A 26,464-nucleotide genomic window follows, 5' to 3' on the forward strand; every position below is an offset into this window, starting at 1 on the left:
TGACTATCGTCGCGCACGGCGATCAAAGACGGGCTGGACATGGTGATGATTCCTGATTCTCGCCCTACGTCACACGGCGGACTTGCTCTTAGCTACTGGCCTCACCCAACCCTGACACGTAGGGGTCTGCCAAGGAGAAGTCACCCGAGTAGTCTCGCGGTTCAATTGGTCGGTTCGATTCGACAAGTCGATGCTTGGGTTTACCGAACGAAACCGTACGACGAGACCGATTCGAAGGACCGGCCCGCGAAGCTGGTCCTTCGCCAAGTTAGGTCCGGGTGTCTCGTAGAGGGTTCGGCTTGCGGGCACACGTAAGGGACGACGACGCTAGCGCTTGCCGTCCCGACCTCCGGTTCTGCACAAATTCGCGGCATCGTCTCATCGAAGTGGTCGTGACTCGTGGTGAGCTCTTGTGGACTCGGTAGGCTAATCCGTAAGGGGGCCTCAAAATGGGAACAGAGATCCGGAGCCGCACACCATTCAGACGTACCTTCACCGTGCTGCGCTCGGTAGGTGGAGTGGTCATTACGGTGGTCATAATTCTAGCCGATGTAGTGAAATCGACATCCGGGGGCGGAGCTTCCTCATCGGCGTACCCAACCGTAGTATGGCCGAGTTCGAAGACCAACGCGTCAACGGCCACTTACTCCGAAGAGGGACCGATCACGAAGAGAAAAAGACCCCACAGGAAGCGCAGTTCCTAGCAACAGCGTTTCGGCGGTAGCGGCGTAGTACCGGGTGGGGACCGCTGGGTTAGCAGCTGCGCCCGATTCCCAAAGCGGGTTCCTCAGCGACACAACGTCGGCGCCTTTGGCCTCCAGCTGGTTTGGCCCCAGATCTGTCCTGGTCACCGTCCCCGAGTGACACGGCATCACCGGCGCGGCCGCCGGGAGGTTTGGCCCCAGATCTGTCCCGCAGTCCGACGGCGAATTCAACAATTCGTTGCGACGACCGGTTGCGTTCGCTGTTCTGGGTCGCTCCAGAGGGCCGACCGGGACCTCCTCAAATTCACATGGTGCATGATGAGAGGGATGTTCACTCCTACCCGAGCTGCCGGCCTCGAAACCCTCGGCCTGTTCGTCCCTCGTGCAGGGATAGATTACGCGCGAGACCGCAATCACGACACTGGACCCTCCCGTGAAAACGTCTCCGGTCTCTCTCCGTACCTCCGTCACAGACTCCTGACCGAGCGCGAAGTGGTTTCGGCTGTCCTTGAACGGCATCGGTTCGGTGCATGCGAGAAATTTGTGCAGGAAGTCTTCTGGCGGACGTACTGGAAGGGATGGCTCGAGCAGAATCCCGAGGTGTGGCGACGGTATCGCCGCGATGCGGCCGACCTCGGGCTCGCGAGTGACACACACTCCGGAGGTTACCGCGAAGCTATCGCTGGGCACACCGGCATTGATGCCATGGATGCGTGGGTGCGTGAGCTTGTGGACACCGGATACCTGCACAACCACACCCGCATGTGGTTTGCGAGCATCTGGATGTTCACGCTCGGCCTGCCGTGGCAACTCGGTGCGGACTTCTTCTATCGACACCTTCTTGATGGCGATGCCGCCTCCAACACGCTCTCCTGGCGGTGGGTTGCCGGGCTCCAGACCGCCGGAAAGACCTACCTCGCGACGGCATCGAACATTTCTCGCTACACCGAGGGCCGCTTCTCGCCATCGGGACTCGCCACGTCGGCACGAGCGATCATTGAAGAGCCACTGCCAACGCGGGCACCGATTGCTCCCGCCGAGTCCACCCCATTGGGCACTCGAGTGGGACTGTTGCTGCACGAAGAGGATCTGGACGCGGCAAGCCTGCGCACCGAGTTTTCCTGGTTGGATTCGAACAGCCGACTCGTGGCTATCGCCGGATCCACCGATCCCGACGAGCGCTCGCCCTCCGGCGCCTCGGATACAGTGCGGCGATTCACGGCATCAGCCCTCGATGACGCGGCCAAGCGGGCCTTAGACGCCGTCGGGCGACCGGCGAAAGTGCTGCCCGACGCGCTCCCCTCCACGGTACTGAAGTGGGCGGAGTCCGAACGCCTCGATACGGTGGTCATGCCGAACGCACCGGTAGGCCCGGTGCAGCAACGGATGCTGACGCTCGGCGCCGCTCTCGCCTCGGAGGGAATAACGGTCACGATCGTCAGGCGGCGCTGGGACACGCTCGCTTGGCCCTACGCCGCGCGCGGGTTCTTCCCTTTCCGCGAGCGTATTCCTGAACTGCTGCACCAGCAGGGCTTGTAGACCCGGGCCCCTGACACAGGGCGACACGATCAGCAGAGTCGAGCATCCGCCGGACACATCACGCCGCACAATGCCTAGAGCGTCGGTAACTGCTTACTTGTCGGCTTCGGGAAATCGCCAAGCGCAAAAACACCACTTCGGAGGTCAACGGGACACCGGCGGTGTTCAGCCAACACTGCGATGTATTTCACAACGCCGTGCCCACATTGAAGGGGCACACGGAGAGTATCGTCGTTACCTCGACATCGACGAGGAAATGCCCTGTCACCAATGTTTTTAGACAATTTCGGCCACTGTCACCTAACCGTGCAGGAGACCCCTCAAGGGTTCCCTTCTTAAACTCCTACGGTGGAGGCGCCAACCGCTGCATTACCTCCGCCGGCCCTGACTTCACAGTGCGGTCAGGCTCCGCATAGTGCGCCTTCGTCGTCGACGTTGACGTGTGCCCGAGCATGTCGGCCGCCGCCTGCAGGCCGAGCTCGTTGGCAAGCAAAGTCGCGCCGGTGCGGCGAAACGAATGCGGAGTGATGTCCATGCCCTCGAGGCCAGCCTTTCGGAGTATCCCCCGGAACGTGCGCCGAACGTTGTACGGCGTGAGCGGAGTGCCCACCCGGGAGTAGAAAAGCAGATGCTCCGCATCCTCCGGATCGAGCAACGCCAGGCGCTGGCGAATCACGTCGGCCGCGAACGGCGGCACGGGGATGATTCGGTTCGACTCGTGCGTCTTGGGGTGCTCCTGGCGGTGCACGGCGGCCCCTTTGTGCACGACGATCGTTCCGCTAACGCTCACCTGGGGCGGATCATTATCCAGGTCGACGTCACACTGACGAAGCGCGAGCGCCTCTCCGATGCGCGTCGCGGTGCCGAGCATGACCTCGATAATGTCGCGCACCTGGCCGTCGGACCGCGGTCCCATCCTGCCCTCTTGCGAGCGCCACTCGCGCGCCGCGAGTCGGATAGCGGCGATCTGCTCTGTCGTCAGCGCCTTCGGGGTATGCGGAGGCTTCTTCATGCGCGAGGCCTCTTTGACGGGATTGCGTGCAATGATCTCTCGTCGAACGGCGAAGGCCATGATCATGCCCAGGATCGTGCGTGAGTGCTTCGCCTGTGTGTAGGACTTCTCGCGCTGCTGCTTGAGATAGCGCTCGACCCGGCCGACACTCACCTCTCGAATGGTGAAGTGCGCGAAGAAGGGCAGCACCAGTGTTCCCAGCTGACGCTGATACGTCTCTTTGGTGCCTTGAGAACGGTCAACGTCGTGCTCGACGTCGTCGAGCCAGGCGGCGGCGAGCAACGGGAACGGCGACCCTGCGTTAAGAGCGTCGTCGAGTCCACCGGCACGCATTCGTGCGGCCAGGTCGACCTTGAGCGCGGCTTGCGCAGCGTTTCGACTCGAGCTGGTCGCGGTGACCTTGCGGGTCTGGCCGTCCCAATCACGAAAGACGGTTACGGCTCGAAACATTCCCGACTTGACCTTGCGCGTTCTGATCGTGCCGCCGGTGCTGATGGGTGTGCGGGGACGCCCCGCCATCAGAGATTGGATTCGAGAGTGCGCCGAGACCGATCCGGCTCACGAAGGCTGTCGAGCCAGCTGAGGACATCAGATACGTGGTAACGAATCTCCCGTCCGACGCGAAAGCCGGTCGGTCCGCGGCCATCGTTACGGAGATCGTAGATTGCTTGCACGTGCACGCCGAGATACTCGGCGAGCTCGCTGGTCGTGAGTACAGGCTCGAGACCGAGCCGAGAGAGGGTGTGAGTGTCCATAACCCACAGGTGGGCGAGGCCGATCCAGAGCACTCGAACTCGCGCGTGCACCTCGATCAGAGGTGGCTGTGAGGGGTCAGAATTTTTGAATAAACGGATAATAAACGGATACTTCATCAAGTCTTGCTCCTATGGTGAGAACAAGAAAACCTGATCAAACGATGTTTCGAGTAGGGCGGCCGGGACTTGAACCCGGGACCGACGGATTATGAGTCCGCTGCTCTAACCAGCTGAGCTACCGCCCCAAAGGTACAACCAACGGTTGCACCCACAGACATGTGACTACTCGGGCGTCTGCGACGAGGCTCCGTTGGAGACCAGATCGCTCACCGGCTCTCCACGATACAGGCATTCGAATGTGTTCAACGTGCGCTTGATGTCGTGGGCGGCAATGAGCTTGAGCGACTCTCGCTTGAGCTCTTCCAAGCGCTCCGGCGACGCCGTAAGCACTACGGTCAGCTTGTCCGCCAGATCCTGCGCGTCGCTCGGCTTGAACAGGTAACCATTCGCCTCATCGTGCACGAGGTGAGGCAGTGCCATGGCATCCGCTGCGACAATGGGCAGTCCGGAGGCCATCGCCTCCATCGTGGCGATACTCTGCAACTCGGCGACAGACGGCATGGCAAACACCGTGGCGCGCGAATACGCCGCGCGCAGCTCATCGTCCGTCACGTAACCGGTGAAGGTGACACGCGAGCGGATGCCGAGTGTGTCCGCCAGGTGCTCCAGGTTGCGTCTCTGATCGCCCCCGCCGACTATTTCGATCTGGGCATCGAGGTTGGCTGGCAGCAGCGCAGCGGCCTGAAGTAGAACGTCAATCTGCTTCTCGCCGGTGACGCGCCCGACGAAGAGGATGCGATTCGCGGTGCGCGTCTCAAAATTCGGTGCGTAGTTGTCGGCATCGATCCCGCATGAAATGGCGTAGACCCCGGTGAGGCCGGTGTATTTCTCGAGAAACTGGGCTGCGCGGCGAGTCGGAGTGGTGACTGCTGCGGCGCGCCCGAAGGTGCGTCGGGCCGCCCGCCACGCGGCCTTGATGACTCGGTCCTGCAAGCCGAGCGGAACGAGGGAGAACTTCACCATGTTCTCGGGCATGAAGTGGTTGGTGCCAACCAAGCGGATGTTGCGCTTCGCCGCCTCGATGGACACGCCACGCCCCACGTTGATGTGCGACTGAAAGTGCACGACATCGGGGCGGAAGGAGTCCAGAATGCGTCGGCTTTCGCCGCGAATCAGCCAGGGTAGGGCAAATCGCAGCCAGTCGTGCGGGTACCAGCGCCAGCTGTGCAGGCGGTGCACGACCATCGGCTGGCCCTCATGCATTTCGGTCCAGCTGCCGTGCTTGCGCGACGAGGCCGGAGCCATGATCTGAACTTCATGGCCGCGCGCGACCAGTCCGGCGGCGAGCCGTTCGGCAAATCGTGCCGCGCCGTTCACGTCGGGTGCAAAGGTGTCGGCGGCGATGAGCACGCGAATCCGAGGTTTCTCGGTTAGCGCATCCGGCGCGCTCTCGGGCGCATCGCCCGGGGTCGGGCTGCTCAGCAAGTCGGTCGAATCTGACAAGTGGAGTGGTCCCTACGTTGGTGGGCCGGGGGTCATCGTCCGGCGGGCTATCTCGGGTGCGCGCGGCAAGAAATGACGCTGCGCCCTCGAACCCTATTCTAAACCGTGCCTACCGCGCGGCGCCCCGCACCGTGGCGGCCCAAATTCGCAGGAGGTCAGCGATCGAGTTGTGGGTGGTACCGCGCGAGCAGGAAGACGCCCCGAATGGCGATCGCGCCGGCAACGACGAAGGCGATTGCTGCTGCGGGTGGGGCCTGGCTGGCCTCGCCCAACACAACGATTCCGATTCCCACCGCCACGAGCGGGTCGACGACGGTGAGCCCGGCAATGACCAGATCGGGCGGTCCCGACGCGTAGGCGTTCTGAACGAAGTAGGCCCCGAGGGCTGCGGCCAAGAGCAGACCGAGCACACAGGTCAGGGTCAGCCACTCAAAGTTTCCGTGCTGGGTGCGGTTGATCACGACCTTGGCGAGGGTGGCGACGAACCCGTAAAGCACGCCGGCGCCGAGAATGTAGAAGATCGCCTGGGACCGGCGACGCAGAAACCCAAAAGCGAGCCCAAAGGCCAGCAGGACGGCCGCAAGCACGATGAGGATGGTCACCAAATTTTGGTCTGTGACAGGTTTGTCGACTGCGGTGAACGCGGCAACGGTGACGAACAGGCCGACCCCGCCCACGCACATCGAGATGGCGATAATGCTCGCGCGATTGATCTTGACTTTGCTGACTCTCGCGTTCAGGACTGCGGTGATCACCAGGGCGACTGCCCCGAGCGGCTGCACGACGATGATGGGTGCGAAGGCGAGGCTGGTCAGTTGGAACACGATGGCCAGACCGAGCATGAGCGAACCGAAAACCCACGACGGCCGAGCCAGCAGCAGGGTCAGCTGGCGTACGTTGAGTCCGCCAGTGACCTCTTCGGTGCGTGCCTCGACTTTGGTGACGCCGCGGTGCTGAAATTGAGCACCGAGGGAGAGAAAGACCGCACCGACCAAGGCCAGCGGAATTCCGATGGCCTGACGTGGATCGATAGCGATTTCTGTCGCCAGATCGGTTAGGTCAGAGGTCACTTGATGACCCTATCGACAAGCTTGCCGATATTCTGGAGAAATGGCCGTACGCGCGATAGTAATTTCAGGTGACCCCGTTCTCCACTCCCCCGCAGCTCCCGTCGTCGATTTCGACGATAGTTTGCGCGAATTGGTGCAAGACATGTTCGAGACGATGGATGCCGCGCCGGGGGTCGGTCTCGCCGCCACCCAGGTGGGAGTTGGGCTGCGCATTTTCACCTACAGCTACCAGGACGATGACGAGGTATCGTGGCGCGGCGTTGCGATCAACCCCGAACTGTGGATCACGCCCGTGTCGGCCGAGCCCGTCGATGACGAGAATGTCGACGAAGACGAAGGGTGCCTGTCATTTCCGGGCGAGCGTTTTCCCCTGAAACGATCCCAGTCCGCCATTTTGCGGGCCGTCGATGCCGAGCAGCAACCCTTCGAGATTCGAGCGGATGGCTGGCTCGCCCGCATCTTCCAGCACGAGTACGACCACCTCGACGGAACGCTCTACGTGGATCGCCTCGAGCACGTCTACGCGAAAATGGCGGCCAAGGTCGAACGCAAGAAGAGTTGGGGCGTGCCCGGCCTGAGCTGGACCCCCGGTGTCGACGACCTCGAGGGTTAGTTAGGTCAGCGCGCGCAGCCCCGCGGCCACCAGCGCCGCCACGATCACGACGACGATGAACGGCGTTTTGATCGCGAACAGTCCGGCCGCCACGATCACGGCGGGAATGCGGGCGTCCACGGTGAGCGCCTGCCCGCTGCCGAGCGTCTGCACGGCGATCAGCGCCGCGAGCAGCGCCACCGTCAGCAGGTCGGCGATGCGCGACGGCGTGGGCTTGTGCAACAGGGCCGGCGGCACGAGGTAACCGGCCAGCTTGAGCGCGAGTACGGCGATCGACGCGGCAATGATGATCTGCCACAGGGTCATGAGCGCAACCCCCTTCGAGCGGATGCCCCGCCCGGCACGGTCGGCCCGCCGAGCCAGTTGAACAGGCCCACCAGAACGGCCACGAGGGCAGCGACCAGCACGGGCAGACCCGGCATGAGCACGGGGGTGAGCGTGGCGGCGACGACCGCTGCCGCGACGGCCACGGCGACCGCCTGCATCCGCTTGAGGCGCGGCCAGAGCAGGCCGACGAACGCGGCCGCTGCGGCAGCGTCGAGCCCGTAGGCCCTGGTATCGCCGAGGGCATCGCCGATCAGTGCGCCGATCAGGGTGGTCGCGTTCCAGCCGATGAAAACGGCCAGGCCGGTGACCCAGAAGCCGACCCGGCGGCTGTGCGGTGTGGGCTGGGCGAGGGCGACAGCGGTGGATTCGTCGATGGTGATCCACCCGGCGGCCAGGCGTTTCCAGAGGCCGGCGCCGACGATCGGTGCGGTCCGCATGCCGTAGATGCCATTGCGCACACCGAGCAGCGCTGCGCTCGCGATGGCTGCCGGGCCAGCGCCAACCCCGCCGGCAGCGAGCACGCCGATGAGGGCGAATTGGGAGCCCCCGGAGAACATGACGATGCTGACGAAACTGGTCTGCCAAATGTCGAGCCCCGCGGCGACCGATAGAGCACCGAACGACACCCCGTAGGCAGCGGTGGCGAGCCCCACGGCCAGGCCTTCACGAACGGCCAGGCGTCGCTGGCGGGTCTCGTCGTCGGCATGGGTTGCAGGCACGGTGAGGGGCGCCGGGGTCACCGGGCGAGGTCGACGCCGTGAACGCCGTTGTGAAAGCGCAGCGACGGGAACACGGCCGACACTGAGAAGCCCAGACCGGGCACCGTTCCGGCATTGAACACGCCGCCGAACAGCTGGGCGCGCTCCCGCATCTGCGTGATGCCGGGGCCGGCAATGCTCTCGCTGAGGGCTTTGAGGTCATCCTCGATCGTGTACGGGGTGCGTGCGGCTTGTTCACCGGACTCCTTGCCGTCCCGACGGGCTGCAGCACGGATACCGTCGTCGTCGACGAGTAGCTGCAGGCCGTCGCGGGTCCAGGTGAACGACACGCGAGCTTCGGTACCGACGCCGCCGTGCTTGAGTGCGTTGGAGAGGGCGCTCTGCAGAATGCGGAAGATGGCGAGCTCGGCGCCCGCTTTGAGGGCGAAGCGTTCGCCGGATTCGATGAAGCTCACTACGAGCCCGGCGTCGCGCATCACCCGAAACAGGTCGCGGGTGGACTGCGGCCCGGGCTGCAGCGCTCCGACAGTCTCGCCCTCGCGCACGATGGTCAGCACGCGGCGCATGTCGGCAAGGGCCACTCGGCCTTCATCGACGAGCGCCGTGGCCGCGCGCACGGCCGTCGACGGGTCACTCTCGGCGGTGTAACGGGCGCCCTCGGCGCGGGTGATGAGGCGGGCGATGGTGAGCACGGCGCCATCCTGCAGTTCACGGATTATGGCCAGGCGTCCCTGCTGCTCGGCGAGGGAGAGCTCCAGTTCGATGCGCACGCGTTCGGCGGCATTGCGGTCGAACAGTACCCGGCGTGAGCGAATTAACGAGATACCCCACAGCACGAGCAGCGCCCCGGAGAGTACGCCGAGTGCTGGTACCAGAAGTTGCGAAAAATCCACTGCTGACCGCCGTCTCGTGTGCCAAGGCCGGCGCACTGTAGAAATTGGAAGAACCTTTTTTGTCGGAACCAAACGAACCGACAAAAAAGGCCACCCGGGGTGGAGCCCTGAGTGGCCTTTCGCTCCCCGACTTGGACTCGAACCAAGAACCTGCGCATTAACAGTGCGCTGCTCTGCCAATTGAGCTATCGAGGAATGCTTGAACAGCGTTGCTACTTTACCAAGTTTTCTTGGCTGTCCCAAACCACGTCGACTGCCGATCGGCTCTGACGTCCCTGTTTTGTCGACTCATTGCCCCTGTAGTCCCCGAAAAGTGGGCCACGGGCAACAATTGAGCAGTCTGGTGCACGAAAAGCCGGTCGGGCGTGTCGGGCGGGCCGCGACCGATCGCGCGTCAAGCGGATGCGATCGGGCGCGACAGGCGATCAGCTGACGGCTGCGGCATCCGTTTCATCGTCGCTGTCGGTGGCTGCAGCGGTGTCGGTTGCAGCGCTTGCTGGATGCTGCAGGGCGGCGGCGAGTCCGCGCACGTACGGGTGCCACGGGTCTCGGAAGACGTCATCGATGGTGCCGAGGCCGACCAGCACGCCCTGATGCATGACACCGATACGATTGGCCACCCGCTGCAGCACGGCTAAGTCGTGACTGATGACGAGAGCCGAGAACGACCGTTCCTGCTGTAATTCGCTGATCAGGTCGATAACCGCGTCACGCACCAGCACGTCAACGCCCGCTGTGGGCTCGTCAGCGATCAATAAGGCCGGACCGAAGACGAGCGCACGGGCCAGCGCCACACGCTGTCGCTGGCCGCTGGAGAGCTCATACGGGTACTGCTCTAGAACAGTCAGGGGCAGGCGCACTGCGTCGATCATCGTGGCCACCTGGGCGCCGAGCGCACGCCGGTTATAGCGTCGATCGCGTTCGAGTACCGGCTCGGCGACGATCTCGGCCACCGTCATGGTGGATGGCAGGGTATCGGCGGCATCCTGGGCGAGCAGCCCGACTCCGAACGTGAGCCGGGCCAGCTTGCGCTTACTGATGCGGCGCAGGCCGAACCCCAGCACCGTCGCCTCTCCTCCGGTGATCTGCGGACGGATGCCGGTCAGGTCGCTCACAAAAGCGTCACCCGAGAGCACCCGGGCGAGGGTGCTCTTGCCGGAGCCGCTCTCGCCGAGCAGTCCCACCACCTCACCGGGCGCGATGCGCAGGGTGAATCCATGCACCGCCACAAACGCCGGGCTGGCGCCGTGGGGTGGGTATTCGATGGTGAGATCGCTGGTCTGGATTGGGGGAACGGATGCCGCGCCATGCCTCATGCTGGCTATCCCGCCGCCCGCAGAATGCGGAGTTCGTCCCGGCGCAATGCCTGCGTGGCCGGGTCTGGTACGGGCAGTGAGGCGAGGAGCCGCTGGGTGTAAGCCTCCTTCGGAGCACCGAGCACCTCCGCACCCGTGCCTTCCTCGACCAATTTCCCCTTGTACAGCACGGCAATGCGGTCGGCCAGAATGTCGACGACGGCGAGGTCGTGGCTGATGAACAGCGCAGCGAACCCGAACTCTGCTTGGATCTCGGCGAAGAGTTCGAGCACCTTTGCCTGCACGGACACGTCGAGGGCGCTGGTCGGCTCATCGGCGATGAGCAGGCTCGGCTCGAGAGCAAGACCGCGGGCCAGACTCGCTCGTTGGCGCTGGCCACCGCTGAGCTCGTGCGGGTACCGGTCGCCGAAGGCTTTGGGCAGCTGCACGGCTTCGAGCAGTTCGTCTACGCGCCTGCGGGCGGCCCGGGTGTTCGCTGCCCGCCCGTGCACGACGAGCGGCTCAGCGACGCATTCGGCGATGGTGAGCAAGGGGTTGAAGCTCGAAGCCGGGTCCTGGAAGACGAATCCGATGTCGCTGCGCACCTTCTTGAACGCGCGTTCCTTGAATCCGTGCATCTCGTGGCCGAGTACCGTCAGCGAACCACCGGTCACCCTGGTGAGACCGCCCATGGCCCGACCGATCGTCGTCTTGCCGGACCCGCTCTCGCCGACCAGGCCGAGCACCTCCCCCGGGCGGATGCTGAAGCTCACCCCGTCAACGGCTGTAAAACCGGGTTTGCCGAGCCGGCCTGGGTATTGGATCTTCAAGTTGTTCGCGACGACGACCGGGGCCTGATCGGCCCATTCGGGCTCCCGAGCCCGCAACCGTGCGGTTGCCCGCACCGTGCCGTGGCCGACGCGGGGCACCGAGCCGAGAAGTCGCTTGGTGTACTCGTGTTTGGGGTTGGAGAACAAGTCCTGGGCTGGGGCCTCTTCGACGATCTTGCCCTCGTACATCACGACAACGCGGTCTGCAAGATCGGCGACGACGCCCATGTTGTGGGTGATCAACACGATTGCGGTGCCGAATTCGTCACGGCAGCGCCGCAGCAGGTCGAGAATCTCGGCCTGCACGGTCACATCCAAAGCCGTGGTCGGTTCGTCGGCGACGATGAGCCCTGGATCCAGCACGAGGGCCATGGCGATGACGACTCGCTGCTTCTGGCCGCCGGAAAACTGGTGCGGGTAGTAGTCGACCCGGCTCTGCGGGTCGGGGATGCCAACCCGGCCGAGAATCTCAATGGCCTTCGCGCGGGCTTCCTTGCGGCTGAACTCACCGTGGGCGCGAATACCCTCTGCGATCTGCCAGCCAACGGTGAACACGGGGTTCAGGGCCGTTGACGGCTCCTGGAACACCATGGAAACGTCCGTCCCCCGTAGCTGGCGCAGCTTTTGTTTGCTGACGGACAGCACGTCGTTGGAGTTGGAGCCGTCCTTGCTGCTCAGTATGACGGCGCCGTTTGCGATGGCCGTCTCGGGGAGCAGACCGAGGATGGTCTTCGCGGTGACGGTCTTGCCGCTGCCGCTCTCCCCCACGATGGCGAGCACTTCTCCGGGGGCGACGCGCAGGCTCACACCGTCGACGGCCTTCACAGCGCCGCCGTCGGTGGCGAAGGTCACATTGAGGTTGTCAATGCGTACGACGTCGGGAAGGGACTGAGCGCTCATTATTTGGCCTCGAATGGGTCGTCGTTCGGGTGGGGGGTGACGGCGGGAGCGTCGGGTTCGAGCCCCTCGATTCCTCCGGGGCCGGCGGACAGGATTCCACCGGCAACGACGCTCGATGCCGCGACGACTCCGGCCGTTTTGCCGGGGGCGCGTCGACTGCGCAGGCGCGGGTCGGCAAGGTCGTTCAGGCTTTCACCCACGAGGGTGATGCCGAGAACCACGAGCACGATTGCCAGACCGGGGAACAGGCTGGTCCACCAGATACCGCTGGTCACGTCGGAGAGCGACTTGTTCAGGTCATAGCCCCACTCGGCGGCCGACGACGGTTCGATGCCGAAGCCGATGAAGCCGAGCCCCGCGAGGGTCAGAAGCGCCTCAGAGGCATTGAGCGTGAAGATCAGCGGCAGGGTACGGGTGGCATTGCGCAGGACGTGACGGAACATGATGCGCCCGTTGCTGGCACCGAGAACCCGGGCCGACTCCACATAGGCCTCCGCCTTGATGCGCACGGTCTCAGCACGAATCACGCGGAAGTACTGCGGGATGAAGACCACGGTGATCGAGATTGCGGCGGCGAAGATTCCGCCCCACAGACCGGATCGGCCACCGGAGATGACAATGCCCATGACGATCGCGAGTAGCAGGGCAGGAAAGGCGTAGACCGCGTCACAGATGACCACGAGTCCCCGGTCGAGCCAACCGCCGAAGTAGCCGGAAACGAGGCCCAGGGCCACGCCAGCGAAGATCGACAGCACGACGGCGATGACCATCACGGTGATCGCGGTCTGCGACCCCCAGATGACACGGGAGAGCACGTCGTAGCCACCGACGGTGGTCCCGAGAAGGTGCGCGCCGCCCGGTGACTGCTGGGCGCCGAATGTTCCGTTCTCGTCGCGGAGCTGGCTGAAACCGTACGGCGCCAGGAGCGGGGCGAAGATCGCGGTCAGGATGAAGATTCCGGTGATTACGAGGCCGACAACGAGCATGCCTCGTTGCAGCCCAACGCTCTGCCGGAGCTGGTGCACGACGGGAAGTCGTGTCCACAGCGGGGCTTTGGGTGCGTGGGTGGTTTCAGCGAGCATTGTCATGGTCAGTACCTCACACGCGGGTCGATGAGCGCGGCGATGATGTCCACGATGAAGTTGGACAGGGCCACGATCACGGCGAGAAGGGCGACGATTCCCTGCACCGCTACGAAGTCACGGGCCTTGATGAATTCGATGAGCATGAAGCCCAGGCCCTTCCATTCGAAGGTGGTTTCCGTCAGCACGGCTCCACCCAGCAACAGTGCCACCTGCAATCCAATGACGGTGATGATCGGAATCAGCGCGGGTCGATAGGCGTGCTTGCTGACCAGACGGAACTCATTCACTCCCCGCGAACGAGCAGCATTGACATAGTCCGTGCCCAGGGTTCCGATGACGTTGGTGCGCACGAGTCGCAGGAACACTCCGGCCGTCAGGAGTCCCAGCGCTAACGCGGGAAGCACTGCGTGCAGAAGAACGTCACCCAGTACGGCGGGATCACCCGTCTTGATTGAGTCGATCAGATAGATACCGGTCTTGTCCGGAAGAAACTGCATCTGTAATTCGGAACCGACGGTGGCTCGGCCGGCAACGGGTAGGGCCTTGAGCCAAACCGCGAAGACGAGCTTGAGAAGTAGCCCCGCGAAAAATACCGGGGTGGCGTAGCAGAGGATTGCGAAGACGCGGAGGAAGGCATCCGGTGCTTTGTCCCGCCAGTAGGCGGCGACCATGCCGAGCGGGATTCCGACGATGAAGGCCACAATGAGAGCGTAGAACACGAGCTCGGCCGTCGCGGATCCGTAGGTGAACAGCACTTCAGACACGGGACGATTCGTGCTGATGGTCGTGCCGAAGTTGCCGGTGAAGACCTGGCCGAGGTATTCGAAATATTGAATAATGATCGGTCGGTCGTAGCCGGCGTCGTGGATGAGTACGGCAAGCTGATCTGGGCCGAGCTTGCCGCCGAGGGCGGCGGTGATCGGGTCTCCGGTCGTACGCATGAGCCAGAACACCATCGACACCAGGATAAAAATGGTGGGGAAGATGAGCAAGAAGCGTATGAGAAGGTAACGGCCTATTCCACCGCCCGGGCTGGATTTCTTCTTGGAAATACGCCCGGCCGCCGGTACGGGCGGCTTCATCGCCACAGTGGTCATTACTACCTCACAATTGCAAAAAGAATCGGGGGCATCCAGCGATCGTGTCGCTGAACACCCCCGGTGATCAAACTAGAGAAAACTCTAGTCGCTGTACGGTCTAGCCTTTGGCCAGCGCGCCGTAACGGAACTTGAAGGACGCATCAAGTGTGTCCCCGGTTCCGGTGATGTCAGTTCCGGTGACAGCAACCTGGGCGCCCTGAAGCAGCGGCACGGTCGAAAGCGCAGCCGCAACCTTGTCCTGAATCTCCTCGATGAGCGCGGTACGCTCTGCGGCGTCGGTGGTGACGGCCTGCTTCTGGATCAGGGCAGTAACGTCGGCGTCGTCGTAGTGGTTCTTGAGGAAGTTACCTTCGGCGAAGAACGGGGCCAGGTAGTTGTCAGCGTCCGAATAGTCCGGGAACCAGCCGAGCTGGTAAGCGGGATACACGTCTGCTACGCGGTCCTTGGAGTACTGCACCCACTCGGTCGACTGCAGGCTGACCGTGAACAGGCCGGAGGCATCCAGCTGGTCCTTGATCAGCGCATACTCGTCGCTCGAGCCGGGGCCGTAGTGGTCGGCGTTGTACTGAAGGTTGAGTGCGATCGGCGTGGTCACGCCGGCTGCAGCGAGGTCAGCCTTGGCCTTTTCGACATCCGGACCGCCCTGGCCGTCTCCGTAAAGACCCTTGAGCGATTCGGTTGCGCCGGTCATTCCGGCAGGAACGTAGGAGTACAGCGGGGTGTAGGTGCCCTTGTAGACCTGATCGGCGAGCTCGGCGCGATCAACAACGTCAGCGACCGCTGCACGAACGGCGAGGGCCTTGGCCGGGTCGGCGTCAGCGGTCGTCGTGCCGAAAGGCTGCGTGTTGAAGTTGAAGGTGATGTAGCGAATTTCTCCACCGGGACCGTCTACGACCTTGACTGCGTCGTTGCCGCGCAGGTCGTCGATGTCGGTCGCGGAGAGGCTGCGCCATGCGACGTCGATGTTGCCTTCCTGCACGTCGAGCTTCAGGTTCGAAGCGTCGGTGTAGTACTTGACGTTGATGACGTCGGTCTTGGGCGCGCCAAGCAGACCTTCGTAGCCCTCGTAAGCCTTGTAGGAGAGGAGGTTGTTGAAGTCGTAGCTGGTCAGCACGTACTGGCCGGCGAAAGCCTCCGCCGCAACGATTTCATCGTCGGAGGTGACCTCCGTCGCGGAGAAGGAGTCCTCATCCACGATCACGCCGGCGGGGCTGGACAGAATTTGCGGGAAGATCTGGTCGTTCCCGGCCTTGAGCGTGAAGACAACCGTGGTGTCGTCCACAGCAGCAGTGCTGTCGAGGTTGTAGAGCAGCGACGACGGGCCGGTATCGGCCGCGATCGCCAGCTGGCGGTCGAAGCTGAACTTGACGTCAGAGGCGGTGAGAGCGTTGCCGTTGGCCCATTTGAGGTCGGGCTTGAGGGTGACGGTGTATTCTGTGGGCGCTGTGAACTCGGCGCTGACCGCGATGTCTGGTTTGACATCCGCGGTTCCAAATTCGCTGCTCATGAGGAATGGAAAGACCTGGGTCTGCACCGAGAAGGAACCGTTGTCATAGGAGCCGGCCGGGTCGAGCGTGGTCACCTTGTCCGTTGTTCCGATCGTGATGGGGCCACCGGTGGCCGCCGGGGTGGTGTTACCGCCGGAAGCGCAGCCGGACAGAACCAGTGCGGCGACCGCGAGTCCGGTTGTGGCAACGAGAGCGCGCTTGCCGTTAGTGAATGCGGATGTCATATCCGTCGTCCTCTTCCTGTAGAAGTCTCATGCTCAGGAGAACCCCAAAAGGGCGCAACTGTACATTGCTGTTAGGTAAGAATTAGCACAGAATTCGCAGATAACCACGATCAGCCGCAGCTTCTTTACATATCTGCAACAAAGTCCGGCTCATATGTTGCAGTCTGAAATTCAGCGCTCAGATGTTGCTTCGAGTGCGCTCGCCGGCGGATGTGCTAGTCGTCTCGGAGGGCTCGGCGTTCGGCCTCGACCCGCACAAGTTCACGCTGCAGGGTGCGATATATCTCGGTGTCGCTGGCATCCGCTCGCTGCAGGCGACCGAGCAATTCGGCCTTAAGCCGCAGCAGGTCCTTGTCGATCAGCACGATCGTGATGTCGCGCACGTAACGAGTGACGTCCTTCTCGGTGCGCTCCGGAAGGTTCGCCATGGCGAGTTCCTGAACCAGGTTCTTGAAACCATCCGGCACCTCGGCGACGACCCGTTCGAGCCAGTCGGACGCCTCGAAGTGCGGCAGGCTCGCAGCAATCGCGTCGCGCACCACCGCGAGCGACGTATTGGAGAAGGATGTCTGCACCGCGCTGTCGAGGATATCCCGGCCGATCAGGGTGGGTCGCTGCAGCATGGCCATGAGGCCGTCGCGTTCGAGCCTCGTGACCGGGTCGGTGGGCAGTTCGACCAGCGAGAACGGACGTTCCGGCAGGACTTCGATAGCGCCGCCGTGCCGGGGCGCGTTCGGGCCGCCGCTCGAAGATGCGCGTGCGCCGGACTGGGCGTTCGTCACCGCTTTGGCGACGTCGCCCATGTCGACGCCGAGCATGCGGGCCAGTTCCCGGGTATAGCCGGGGCGCAGTACGGGGTCGCGAATCTCGCCGACGACGGGGGCTGCGGCGCGCAGGGCGGCCGTTCGGCCCTCGACGGTGTCGAGGTTGTACTGGGAAAGAATCTGCCGAATCATGAACTCGAACATGGGCTTCTTGGAGTCGACCAGGCGACGCACGGCGTCATCACCGCGTTGCAGGCGCAGGTCGCAGGGGTCGAGGCCTTCCGGCCCCACTGCTACGTAGGTCTGGGCGGAGAAGCGCTGTTCCTCGCTGAAGGCGCGCATGGCGGCTTTTTGACCGGCGGCATCCGGGTCGAAGGTGAACACGACCTCGCCGACGCCCGAGTCGTCACCGAGCACGCGGCGCAGAACCTTGATGTGGTCGACGCCGAACGAGGTGCCGCAGGTGGCGACGGCCGTGGTGATGCCGGCCAGGTGGCAGGCCATGACGTCGGTGTACCCCTCGACCACAACCACCTGGTGGCTGCGCGAGATGTCACGTTTGGCGAGGTCGAGTCCGTAGAGCACCTGGGCCTTGTGGTACACCGGCGACTCCGGGGTGTTGAGGTATTTCGGGCCCTTATCGTCGTCGAGTAGTTTGCGGGCGCCGAAGCCGATGGTCTGCCCAGTGATGTCGCGAATGGGCCAGACCAGGCGGCCCCGAAAGCGGTCATAGATGCCACTGGATCCCTCGCGGCTCGAAACCAGGCCGGCGAGGATGAGCTCCTCGGTGCTGAAACCCCGGCCGCGCAGGTGGTTGGTCAGTTCGTCCCAGCTCTTCGGCGCGAAGCCGACTCCGAATCGTTCAGCGGCAGTGGCGTCGAATCCGCGCTGGCCCAGGAAGGCCCGGCCGACCTCAGCGCCGGCGCTGCCGAGCTGCTCGATGAAGAAATCGGATGCCGCCTGGTTGGCCGCGAGCAGACGAGCACGATTGCCGTGGTCGGGGGTGGCGCCGGAGCCGTCTTCATAGTGCAGGTCAAGGCCGACTCGTCCGGCCAGACGTTCGACGGCCTCACTGAAGCTGACGTGGTCCATCTTTTGCAGAAAGGAGTAGACGTCGCCGCTCTCGCCGCATCCGAAGCAGTGGTAAAAACCGACCTGTGGGCGCACGTGAAAGCTCGGGCTGCGCTCGTCGTGGAAGGGGCAGAGGCCCTTCATCGAGCCGACACCGGCGGATTTCAGGGTGACATAGTCACCGACGACGTCAGCAATATTGGTGCGGGCCTTGACCTCTTCGATGTCACTTTGTCGAATCAGTCCAGCCATGATCAAATTCTATCTTCTCGGTGCGACAGGTTCGGTTCCCCGTGGGCGACGGTCCGTAGCCGTTTTCGAGACGAGCGGCGGGGACGGGACATCCGCTCCTCGCTCAAACATTGAGTATTTCCAGGGACCACCGCGAAGAGCGTGCGGCGGCCCCCGGAAACACTCAAAACTCGCCACCCCGCGGAAATCCCGTCCCCGCCACAGTTCAGAACGAGTTTGGTGTCGGGCCCATGTTGTGAACGCGGGCCCAGTTTATAAACTGGGCCCAGGGACGGGGCCCGGGCCCCGTCCGCAGTACAGGCGGGGCGGGGACGGGACTAGCCCTGCACCAAGCGCTCGTACCAGGCCAGGGCGGACTGGTCGGTCAGGCTGGCCACCTGGTCGACGATGACGCGCTTGCGGCCGGCATCGTCGGCCGCAGCGTGCCAGTCCTCGCGGAAGCCGGGGTCGAGGTGTTCGTCGCCGGAGTCGTGCAGGGTCTGGGCGAGCAGGGTGAGCACCTGGCGCTGCTGCACGTAGATGGGCTTGCGGGTGTTGCGGGTCATGACGAAGGCAGCGACGATGCCCTTGAGCACCGAGATCTCGGCCTGGATCTCTCGGGGCACGATCACGTTCGCGCCGAAGCGCAACATGTTCGCACCGGGATGCGCCTCCTTGGTGGCGTGCACGGCCGCACCGCTGAACCGGCCGATCAAATTACTCGTGAGGTTCTTGAGGTGGCCCTGGTCGCGGCGCCCGGCGGTCCAGGAGTCCATCCAGACATCGAGGGAATCGAGGCGGTTGAACGCGGTCGCGAGATCGTCGGCGCTCGATTCATCGCCGACCCACTCCGACATTGTCGCGAGGAGTTCATCGTGGTTGGCGCGGCTGCTCAGGGCTGCCACGTCGACGTAGCCATTGACGATGGCATCCTCAAAGTCGTGCACGCTGTACGCGATGTCGTCCGAGAGATCCATCACCTGCGCTTCAATGCAGAGCTGGCGGTCGGGGGCTCCGTCTCGCAGCCACTCGAACGCGGCAATATCGTCCTGGTAGAACCCGAACTTGGCACGCCCGCTCGGGTCGTAGACCGAGGAACCTTCCGGCCAGGGGTACTTGCAGCTCGCGTCGAGGCTCGCCCGGGTGAGGTTGAGGCCATAGCTCTGACCGTCGGGCCCAAATACCTTGGGCTCGAGTCGGGTGAGCAGGCGCAAGGTCTGCGCGTTGCCCTCGAAACCGCCGATGTCCTCCGACCAGAGGCTGAGGGCCTTCTCTCCGTTATGACCGAACGGCGGATGCCCGATGTCGTGCGCGAGACACGCCGTATCGACGATGTCGGGGTCGACGTTGAGGCGCGAGGCGATCTCCCGCCCGACCTGGGCGACCTCGAGCGAGTGGGTCAGACGGTTGCGGGCGAAGTCGAGCCCCGCTGTGGGGCTGAGCACCTGTGTTTTTGCGGCGAGGCGGCGGAGGGCGCTCGAGTGCAACAGGCGTGCCCGGTCCCGGGCGAAATCACTGCGCCTGGAGTAGTGCTCTTCGGGAAACCAACGGGCCTCGTCGTTCTCGCTGTATCCGTTTGAGTTAGCCACCGCTGGTGTCCCCTTCGCCCTCGGTCAAATTCAGTCGCTCCGCACCGAAAAGGTCCTGCGACTCGAGCCAGTGCTCGGGCAGCGACGGCTTCTTCGGTGTTCCCGCCCGACCGCGCGGCCCCTCGACGTCCGCACCCGGGTACGGCAACGAAGCGTCGAGGGTGCCCAGCAGGTCGTCGAGCTGGGCCAGGGATTGCACCATGGCGAGGCTCGCGCGCAGGTCGCCGCCCACCGGGTAGCCCTTGAAGTACCAGGCCACGTGCTTGCGAATATCGCGGCAAGCGCGGTCTTCGCTGTCGAAGTATTCGGTGAGCAGTTCGGCGTGGCGGCGGAAGGCGTTGATGACCTGGCCGAGGCCGGGTTCGGCCTTGAGCTCCTGACCGCGGAATGCTGCGGTGAGGTCGCCGAACAGCCACGGACGGCCGAGGCAGCCGCGCCCGACGACGACGCCGTCGCATCCGGTCTCCCGCACCATGCGCAGGGCGTCGTCGGCGGACCAAATGTCGCCGTTGCCGAGCACCGGCACGTCGCTGATTGCGTTTTTGAGCTGTTCGATGGCCGACCAGTCGGCGTGGCCGGAATAGAACTCGGCGGCCGTGCGGCCGTGCAGGGCGATGGAAGCCACGCCGGCTCCGGCGGCGGCCTTGCCGGCCTCAATGTAGGTGAGGTGGTCGGCGTCGATGCCCTTGCGCATTTTCACGGTCAACGGAACCGCGCCGGCCGCGGTGACGGCGGCTTCGACGATCTGGCGGAACAGGCCGATCTTCCACGGAAGGGCCGCTCCCCCGCCCTTACGGGTGACCTTGGGCACCGGGCAGCCGAAGTTGAGGTCGATGTGATCGGCGCGGTCTTCAGCGACGAGCATAGTCACCGCTTCGGAGACCGTTTTTGGATCGACGCCATACAACTGAATGGAGCGCGTGGTTTCGCTCTCATGATGGGTGATCAGCCGCATCGTCTCGGTGTTGCGTTCAACGAGTGCCCGGGAGGTGATCATCTCGCTGACGAACAGTCCGGCACCGTATTCGCGGCAGAGCCGACGGAACGCCGTATTGGTGATGCCGGCCATCGGTGCGAGAACCACCGGTACGTCGAGCGTGAGCGGGCCGATCCGCAGTGGTCCGATCGGTGCCGCCAGGTCAACAGTGGGTGTGGGTGAAGTCATGTTGCGTCAATTCTCCCAGAAAGCGAGGGATGCTTCGAATCCATGGCAGAACGGATGCCCCCGCCCACACAGAAACGCAGCTGCCGTGCCTGGTCACCAGGCCTGCGGCAGCTGCGTTCGTGTCGAGATGAGTTCAAATCAGCTGCAGCAGCCGCCACCGCAGCAGGAGCCGGCGGCCTCGTCGGTCGCCGCGTCAGCGCCCAGGAGCTCAATCGTGGGGCGGCCGGCAGCGTCGGTGAAAACGGGCGGGGTGGAGGCGATGGTGTCAGTCATGAGTTATCTCCTGAATCAATTGGGTGAAACGGTGAACGTCAGCGGGTGAAGCTGGTTGCTTACCCATCAGGCTACGCGAGTTCGCTGAGTATGGCTGCTACGCGGAGGTAACGCCGTCCGAACGGTCGGCTCGAACCTGGTCGAGGGCCTGCGTGAACGCCGTCGGATCCTGCGCGCCGGAAATGCCGTAACGGCCGTCGATGACGAAGAACGGAACGCCCTGAATGCCGTAGGCGCCGGCCTGCGCCACGTCGGCCTTGACCGCGGCGAGGTATTCGTGAGCGGTGAGCGACCGCACGACGTCGGCACGGTCCAGACCGATCTCTTCGGCGAGGTCGGCGAGGTCCTCGATCCGACCCACGTGGCGGCCGTCGATGAAGTAGGCCTTGAGCAGGCGTTCCTTCATGTCGAGCTGACGTCCGTGCGCCTTGGCGTAGTGCAGCAATTCGTGCGAGATCACAGTGTTGGTCTGGTGTATGGAGTCGTAGTCGTAGTGCAGTCCAACGCTCTCGGCGATGCCGGTGACGCGTTCGAGCATCTCGGCTACCTGAGCGGGCGTCATACCCTTGGCCTGGCTGAGGTATTCAGAGGGGGTACCGTCGAAGTCGACCGGGGTATCGGGTGAGAGTTCGAAGCTGTGGTACTCGACCTCGACGGCGCCGTCGAATTGGGCGGCTCCGGCTTCAAACTTACGTTTGCCGATGTAACACCAGGGGCACTGCACATCGCTCCAGATATCGACCTTGATCGGGTCGGAGTTCGTGGGGGCAGAAATGTCGGTAGTAGTTGTGTCAGTCACACTCGGGCCAACGAGGCCCTGCGCCCCTGTATTCCCCGCAGGGAATATTGGCAGGAGGCGTTCAGGGCGTGGGGGCGTCGACCGCTCCGCCGTAGCGCCGGTTGCGCGAGGCGTACAGTTCGACTGCCCGCCAGAGGTCGACCCGGGTGAAGTCCGGCCACAAGGTGTCGAGAAAGACCATCTCGGCGTAGGCGCTCTGCCAGAGCAGAAAGTTGCTCGTGCGTTGCTCCCCCGAGCTGCGCACGAACAGGTCCACGTCGGGCAGTTCGGGCACATAGAGCTGCTTCGCAATGGCCTTCTCGGTGATGCCCGACGGCTTCAGCCTGCCGGCGGCGACGTCCTCCGCCAGCGCGCGCACGGCATCCGCTATTTCGGTTCGTCCGCCGTAGTTCACGCACATGGTGAGAGTGAGCACGTCGTTGCCGGCGGTGAGTTTCTCGGCGAATTGCAGTTCATTGATGACGGATGCCCACAGCTTCGGCTTACGCCCGGCCCACTTGATGCGCACGCCCCATTCGTTGAGCTGATCGCGGCGTCGATGCAGGACGTCACGGTTGAATCCCATGAGAAAACGAACCTCGTCGGGCGAACGCTTCCAGTTCTCGGTGGAGAAGGCGTAGACGCTGAGATGCTTGACGCCGATCTGAATGGCGCCGGCGACGACGTCGAGGAGAGCGGCCTCGCCGGCTTTGTGCCCCTCGACGCGGGTGAGGCCCTGGCCGTTGGCCCAGCGGCCGTTGCCGTCCATGACGACGGCGACGTGCTCGGGCACGACCTTGCCGGGAAGATCCGGCGGGTAGAGACCAGTCCAATCGAGCGGTTTGAACGGTACGGCGTCCTTGTGGGTGGCACCCTTGAAGCCAAACAGGCTCGCCATCATCGGGCGACGTGTTCCAGCGAGCGGAGCCCACGGCCCAGATGCCACTGCGTGTAGGCAGCGACGACCCCGGCCGCCTGGTTTTGGGTGCGCTCGGGGCTGGCGCTCGCGTGTTCCCAGTCGCCGGTGAGCAGCGCACTGAGCAGTTCGATCGTCGCGGCGTCGAGCCGAGGCGAACCGGGAGGGGCGCAGTCATCGCAAACGATCCCGCCCATCTGTACGACCATGGCGCTGTGTTGCCCACCCTCGCTGAGAGCGCCGACCGCACCGCAGCGGGCACAGTCCTGGAAGCTCGGCGCCCAGCCGGCCATCGACACGGCGCGCAAGAGATAGGAGTTGAGGGTGAGGTGGGAGCCATGTTCCTGACGGGACAGCGATCGCAACGCGCCGACCAGCAGCAGGTACTGCTGCAGTGACCCCTCGGACTCGGTGAGCTTATCGGCGGTTTCGACCATGACGCTCGCGGCGGTGTAGCTTCCGTAGTCGGCGGTGATCAGGGCGCCGTAGGAGCCGAGCGACTCGGCCTGGGTGATGATGTCGAGGCTGCGGCCCTCATACAGCTGTACGTCGGCGACCATGAACGGTTCGAGCCGGGCACCGAATTTGGAGCCGGTGCGCCGCACGCCCTTGGCGACAGCGCGCACCTTGCCGTGCGCTCGGGTGAGCATGGTGACGATGCGGTCGGCTTCACCCAGCTTGTGGGTGCGCAGCACGACGGCTTCATCTCGGTAGACAGGCACAGGCAATTATCCCACCTCGTCACTGTAAGTACGGTCACGGCTGGCCTCCCCTACAAAACGGATGCCCATTTAGCGCTGAAATTTTGTCACTAGTCAGTCTTGGCTCTGGTTTTTCGGGCCGGACGGGGGGACACTTAAAGGCACCTATTCCCGTGGTATGGAGGTTTTCATGAAACCAGTCCAGGGCAGCCTGCCCGACATTATGCCCGTGCTCTCACGTGGCAAACACCGCACTCCGAAGAGCGGCGGCTGCTTCATGGAATTCGCCTCCTACCTCGCCGGCGAGTCGTGGAGCGACCACCCAGCCTGCACCCATCCGGTGCTCGCCTCGCTGGCTCGCATGGTCAACGACTGCAGTTCCGACGACGCCAGGTCGCGGCTCGCGCTGCTGATTCCGTCTGTGATCGGACTGACCGGTTCCGATAGGCGAGTCGAGGTTGCTGTCGCCCTGCGCGCCGGATGCGAAGCGCTTCCGGTGGCGAGCCTGGAACGCCAGCGCGCGCTCGCGGTGGGCGTGCTGACCTGCGAGCGGAACGCATCCATTCTGGATCCGGCGCTCGCCGAGCGAATGCGCCCGCTCATTCGGGCCGCTCTCGATGAAGCACCGGACGCCGAACGTTGGGCGCGTGACTTCATCGGGAGTGCGCATTCCTGGTCGCACACCAAGTTCACGCCGCGTACCGCCGACACGATCATTCGTGTTGCCGTGCAGGGCATTGGTGAGGCCTGCATCGCCGACCCGGACGCCCGGCTCTACACCCTGCTGGACCACGCAATCAGCGACTGCCGGGACCTGCTCGGCGCTCGCACGCTGGATCGCACGGTGAACCTGCCCGCCCTCGCCTGAGTATCAGGCCTTCCGACCGCACCCGGATGGTGCAACGAAAGCCCAGAGCCGAACTGACGGTTCTGGGCTTTCGAGTGAGTGCCAAGAGCGGATGCTGCTAGACGGCGGCCAGCTCCAGGTCGCTGACCTCGGCCCGGATGCCCCGATTGACGGCAGACACGACCGACTTCAGCGAGGCGGTGGAAATGTCGGCGTCGATGCCGACGCCCCAGTACCGCTTGCCGTTCACGTCGAGCTCGACGTAGGCGGCCGCCTGCGCGTCGCCGCCGGCGGAAAGCGCGTGTTCCACGTAGTCGTACAGGGTGATGGCGATGCCGCGCTCGGCCATCACGCCGAGGAACGCGTTGATCGGGCCGTTGCCGGATCCGGTCGCCTGCGCAACGGTGTCGCCATCGCGCAGTTCAACCGCGAGGTCGACCGTGCCGGAGAGATCGCTTGCGGTGCGAGTGGAGTGCAGTTCGAACCGGCCCCACTTGGCTTCGGGGTGCTTGATCGCGGCAGGCAGATACTCGTCGTTGAAGATGTCCCAGATCTGCTCGCTCGTGACCTCGCCACCCTCGGCGTCGGTCTTGGCCTGCACGACGCCGGAGAACTCGATCTGCAGCTTGCGCGGCAGGTCGAGGGCGTGGTCGGTCTTGAGCAGGTAGGCGACGCCGCCCTTGCCCGACTGCGAGTTGACCCGGATGACGGCTTCGTAGCTGCGGCCGAGGTCCTTGGGGTCGATCGGCAGGTAGGGGACGGCCCAGACCAGGTCGTTGACGGTGCAGCCCTGCCTGGCCGCCTCGGCGTCCATCGCCTCGAAGCCCTTTTTAATGGCGTCCTGGTGCGACCCGCTGAAAGCGGTGAAGACGAGGTCACCGGCCCAGGGCTGGCGCTCGGGCACCGGCAACTGGTTGCAGTACTCGGCGGTGCGCTTGATCTCGTCAATGTTGCTGAAGTCGATCTGCGGGTCGATTCCCTGAGTGAACAGGTTCACGCCGAGGGCGACGATGTCAACGTTTCCGGTGCGCTCACCGTTTCCGAACAGGCAGCCTTCAATGCGGTCGGCCCCGGCGAGGTAGCCGAGTTCGGCAGCGGCAATGGCGGTTCCGCGGTCGTTGTGCGGGTGCAGCGAGATGAGAATGTTCTCGCGCTGGGTCAGGTGCCGACTCATCCACTCGATGGAATCGGCGTAGACGTTGGGTGTGGCCATTTCGACCGTGGCCGGCAGGTTGACGATGACCTTGCGCTCTGCGGTGGGCTGCAAAATCTCAATGACCTGGTTGGAGATGTCGACGGCGAAGTCGAGTTCGGTGCCGGTGAAGCTCTCTGGTGAGTACTCGTAGTAGACGGTCGTGCCGGGAATAGTGGCTTCCATCTCCTTGCACAGGCGGGCCCCGAACAGGGCCAGATCGACGATGCCCTGCCTTTGCTCGCGAAACACGACCTCGCGCTGCAAAATACTGGTGGAGTTGTAGAAGTGCACGATGGCCTGCTTGGCGCCGGTGATCGACTCGTAGGTGCGGCGGATCAGGTGCTCACGGGCCTGGGTCAGTACCTGAATGGTGACGTCGTCAGGGATAGCGTTTTCGTCGATGAGGCTGCGCACGAAGTCGAAGTCGGTCTGGCTCGCCGAAGGAAAGCCCACCTCGATCTCCTTGTAGCCCATGCGCACGAGAAGGTCGAACATGATGCGCTTGCGCTCGGGGCTCATCGGGTCGATGAGCGACTGGTTGCCGTCACGCAGGTCGACCGCGCACCAGCGCGGCGCGACCGTGATGTGCTTGTTCGGCCAAGTACGGTCGGGCAGTTCAACGGCGAACTGCTCGTGGTACGGCTGATAGCGGTGAATCGGCAGGGTGGATGCGGTCTGATTGTTCTTCATGATCCTGTTTCCTCGTGGGGTGTCATACAGCCAACGACGAACGCCGCGACGAGGGAGGCCTTTAGATTAGGACTCGTCGCGGCAGCTAAGGAGGAGCGAACCGTTCA

General features: G+C 63.9%; 23 protein-coding genes and 2 tRNA genes. 3 read left to right on the forward strand and 22 right to left on the reverse strand.

All coding sequences use genetic code 11. The annotated features are described in order from the left end of the window. Positions 1–1,031: 1,031 nt before the first annotated feature. Positions 1,032–2,243 (forward strand): FAD-binding domain-containing protein, encoded by a 1,212-nt coding sequence (locus QMF22_RS10910; protein ID WP_283453464.1) that lies wholly within the window; start codon positions 1,032–1,034, stop codon positions 2,241–2,243. A gap of 343 nt (positions 2,244–2,586) precedes the next feature. On the opposite strand, the gene QMF22_RS10915 is transcribed toward QMF22_RS10910, so the two are convergent. From QMF22_RS10915 to QMF22_RS10935, 5 genes are all read right to left on the reverse strand, one after another. Continuing rightward, positions 2,587–3,774: a tyrosine-type recombinase/integrase gene (locus QMF22_RS10915; protein ID WP_283453466.1), complete on the reverse strand. Its 1,188-nt coding sequence runs from the start codon at positions 3,772–3,774 to the stop codon at positions 2,587–2,589. After that, the gene (locus QMF22_RS10920; protein ID WP_283453468.1) at positions 3,774–4,127 is read right to left on the reverse strand and encodes a helix-turn-helix domain-containing protein; all 354 of its coding nucleotides are present in this window, start codon (positions 4,125–4,127) and stop codon (positions 3,774–3,776) included. The genes QMF22_RS10915 and QMF22_RS10920 overlap by 1 nt, the downstream gene beginning before the upstream one ends. A 54-nt stretch (positions 4,128–4,181) precedes the next feature. After that, positions 4,182–4,255: transfer RNA gene (locus tag QMF22_RS10925), tRNA-Ile, on the reverse strand. A 37-nt stretch (positions 4,256–4,292) separates the two neighbouring features. After that, positions 4,293–5,573: a glycosyltransferase gene (locus QMF22_RS10930; RefSeq protein ID WP_502846940.1), complete on the reverse strand. Its 1,281-nt coding sequence runs from the start codon at positions 5,571–5,573 to the stop codon at positions 4,293–4,295. Positions 5,574–5,728: 155 nt separating this feature from the next. Continuing rightward, positions 5,729–6,643 carry a DMT family transporter gene (locus QMF22_RS10935; RefSeq protein WP_283453470.1) on the reverse strand — a complete coding sequence of 305 codons (915 nt, stop codon included), beginning with the start codon at positions 6,641–6,643 and terminating at the stop codon, positions 5,729–5,731. Positions 6,644–6,683: 40 nt separating this feature from the next. Between QMF22_RS10935 and def the strand changes: the two genes are divergently transcribed. Next, on the forward strand, positions 6,684–7,256 hold the full coding sequence (gene def / locus QMF22_RS10940) for a peptide deformylase (RefSeq protein WP_283453472.1): 573 nt from the start codon (positions 6,684–6,686) through the stop codon (positions 7,254–7,256). Here def and QMF22_RS10945 read toward each other — a convergent pair whose 3' ends face one another. The 16 genes from QMF22_RS10945 to recO all read right to left on the reverse strand — a co-directional run bounded on the left by QMF22_RS10945 (position 7,257) and on the right by recO (position 23,646). Continuing rightward, the gene (locus tag QMF22_RS10945) at positions 7,257–7,562 is read right to left on the reverse strand and encodes an AzlD domain-containing protein (protein WP_283453474.1); all 306 of its coding nucleotides are present in this window, start codon (positions 7,560–7,562) and stop codon (positions 7,257–7,259) included. Beyond that, the gene (locus tag QMF22_RS10950; protein ID WP_502846941.1) at positions 7,559–8,323 is read right to left on the reverse strand and encodes an AzlC family ABC transporter permease; all 765 of its coding nucleotides are present in this window, start codon (positions 8,321–8,323) and stop codon (positions 7,559–7,561) included. Before QMF22_RS10950 ends, QMF22_RS10945 begins: the two co-directional genes overlap by 4 nt. Then, on the reverse strand, positions 8,320–9,195 hold the full coding sequence (locus QMF22_RS10955) for a sensor histidine kinase (RefSeq protein ID WP_283453476.1): 876 nt from the start codon (positions 9,193–9,195) through the stop codon (positions 8,320–8,322). The genes QMF22_RS10950 and QMF22_RS10955 overlap by 4 nt, the downstream gene beginning before the upstream one ends. A gap of 122 nt (positions 9,196–9,317) precedes the next feature. Next, positions 9,318–9,390, reverse strand: a tRNA-Asn gene (locus QMF22_RS10960). 230 nt (positions 9,391–9,620) lie between these two features. Next, positions 9,621–10,511 carry an ATP-binding cassette domain-containing protein gene (locus QMF22_RS10965; RefSeq protein ID WP_283453477.1) on the reverse strand — a complete coding sequence of 297 codons (891 nt, stop codon included), beginning with the start codon at positions 10,509–10,511 and terminating at the stop codon, positions 9,621–9,623. A gap of 5 nt (positions 10,512–10,516) precedes the next feature. Further along, positions 10,517–12,220 carry a dipeptide ABC transporter ATP-binding protein gene (locus tag QMF22_RS10970; RefSeq protein WP_283453478.1) on the reverse strand — a complete coding sequence of 568 codons (1,704 nt, stop codon included), beginning with the start codon at positions 12,218–12,220 and terminating at the stop codon, positions 10,517–10,519. Further along, the gene (locus QMF22_RS10975) at positions 12,220–13,302 is read right to left on the reverse strand and encodes an ABC transporter permease (RefSeq protein ID WP_283454070.1); all 1,083 of its coding nucleotides are present in this window, start codon (positions 13,300–13,302) and stop codon (positions 12,220–12,222) included. Before QMF22_RS10975 ends, QMF22_RS10970 begins: the two co-directional genes overlap by 1 nt. An 8-nt stretch (positions 13,303–13,310) precedes the next feature. Further along, complete coding sequence (locus QMF22_RS10980) at positions 13,311–14,402, reverse strand: ABC transporter permease (RefSeq protein WP_283453479.1); 1,092 nt, start codon at positions 14,400–14,402, stop codon at positions 13,311–13,313. 100 nt (positions 14,403–14,502) lie between these two features. Beyond that, positions 14,503–16,137, reverse strand: coding sequence for an ABC transporter substrate-binding protein (locus tag QMF22_RS10985; protein WP_283453481.1), 1,635 nt, complete (start codon positions 16,135–16,137; stop codon positions 14,503–14,505). A gap of 215 nt (positions 16,138–16,352) precedes the next feature. Then, positions 16,353–18,224, reverse strand: a complete 1,872-nt coding sequence (gene dnaG / locus QMF22_RS10990) for a DNA primase (protein WP_283453483.1) — start codon at positions 18,222–18,224, stop codon at positions 16,353–16,355. Positions 18,225–18,541: 317 nt separating this feature from the next. Beyond that, positions 18,542–19,792, reverse strand: coding sequence for a deoxyguanosinetriphosphate triphosphohydrolase (locus QMF22_RS10995; protein ID WP_283453485.1), 1,251 nt, complete (start codon positions 19,790–19,792; stop codon positions 18,542–18,544). Beyond that, the gene (gene dusB / locus QMF22_RS11000) at positions 19,785–20,957 is read right to left on the reverse strand and encodes a tRNA dihydrouridine synthase DusB (protein ID WP_283453487.1); all 1,173 of its coding nucleotides are present in this window, start codon (positions 20,955–20,957) and stop codon (positions 19,785–19,787) included. The genes QMF22_RS10995 and dusB overlap by 8 nt, the downstream gene beginning before the upstream one ends. Before the next feature lie 138 nt (positions 20,958–21,095). Beyond that, the gene (locus tag QMF22_RS11005; RefSeq protein WP_283453489.1) at positions 21,096–21,230 is read right to left on the reverse strand and encodes a hypothetical protein; all 135 of its coding nucleotides are present in this window, start codon (positions 21,228–21,230) and stop codon (positions 21,096–21,098) included. A 97-nt stretch (positions 21,231–21,327) separates the two neighbouring features. Then, positions 21,328–22,029: a DsbA family oxidoreductase gene (locus tag QMF22_RS11010; RefSeq protein ID WP_283453491.1), complete on the reverse strand. Its 702-nt coding sequence runs from the start codon at positions 22,027–22,029 to the stop codon at positions 21,328–21,330. A 61-nt stretch (positions 22,030–22,090) separates the two neighbouring features. Beyond that, complete coding sequence (locus tag QMF22_RS11015; protein ID WP_283453493.1) at positions 22,091–22,909, reverse strand: isoprenyl transferase; 819 nt, start codon at positions 22,907–22,909, stop codon at positions 22,091–22,093. Next, entirely contained in the window at positions 22,906–23,646 is a 741-nt protein-coding gene (gene recO, locus QMF22_RS11020; RefSeq protein WP_283453495.1) for a DNA repair protein RecO, read from the reverse strand. Before recO ends, QMF22_RS11015 begins: the two co-directional genes overlap by 4 nt. Positions 23,647–23,815: 169 nt before the next feature. On the opposite strand from recO, the gene QMF22_RS11025 reads away from it, so the two are divergent. Next, complete coding sequence (locus QMF22_RS11025; RefSeq protein WP_283453497.1) at positions 23,816–24,493, forward strand: hypothetical protein; 678 nt, start codon at positions 23,816–23,818, stop codon at positions 24,491–24,493. A 97-nt stretch (positions 24,494–24,590) separates the two neighbouring features. Here the strand turns inward: QMF22_RS11025 and leuA are convergent, their stop codons facing one another. Next, positions 24,591–26,357, reverse strand: coding sequence for a 2-isopropylmalate synthase (leuA, locus tag QMF22_RS11030; RefSeq protein WP_283453498.1), 1,767 nt, complete (start codon positions 26,355–26,357; stop codon positions 24,591–24,593). Positions 26,358–26,464 lie beyond the last annotated feature (107 nt).

The organism is Cryobacterium sp. PH31-L1, assembly GCF_030063145.1.
Classification (GTDB): domain Bacteria; phylum Actinomycetota; class Actinomycetes; order Actinomycetales; family Microbacteriaceae; genus Cryobacterium.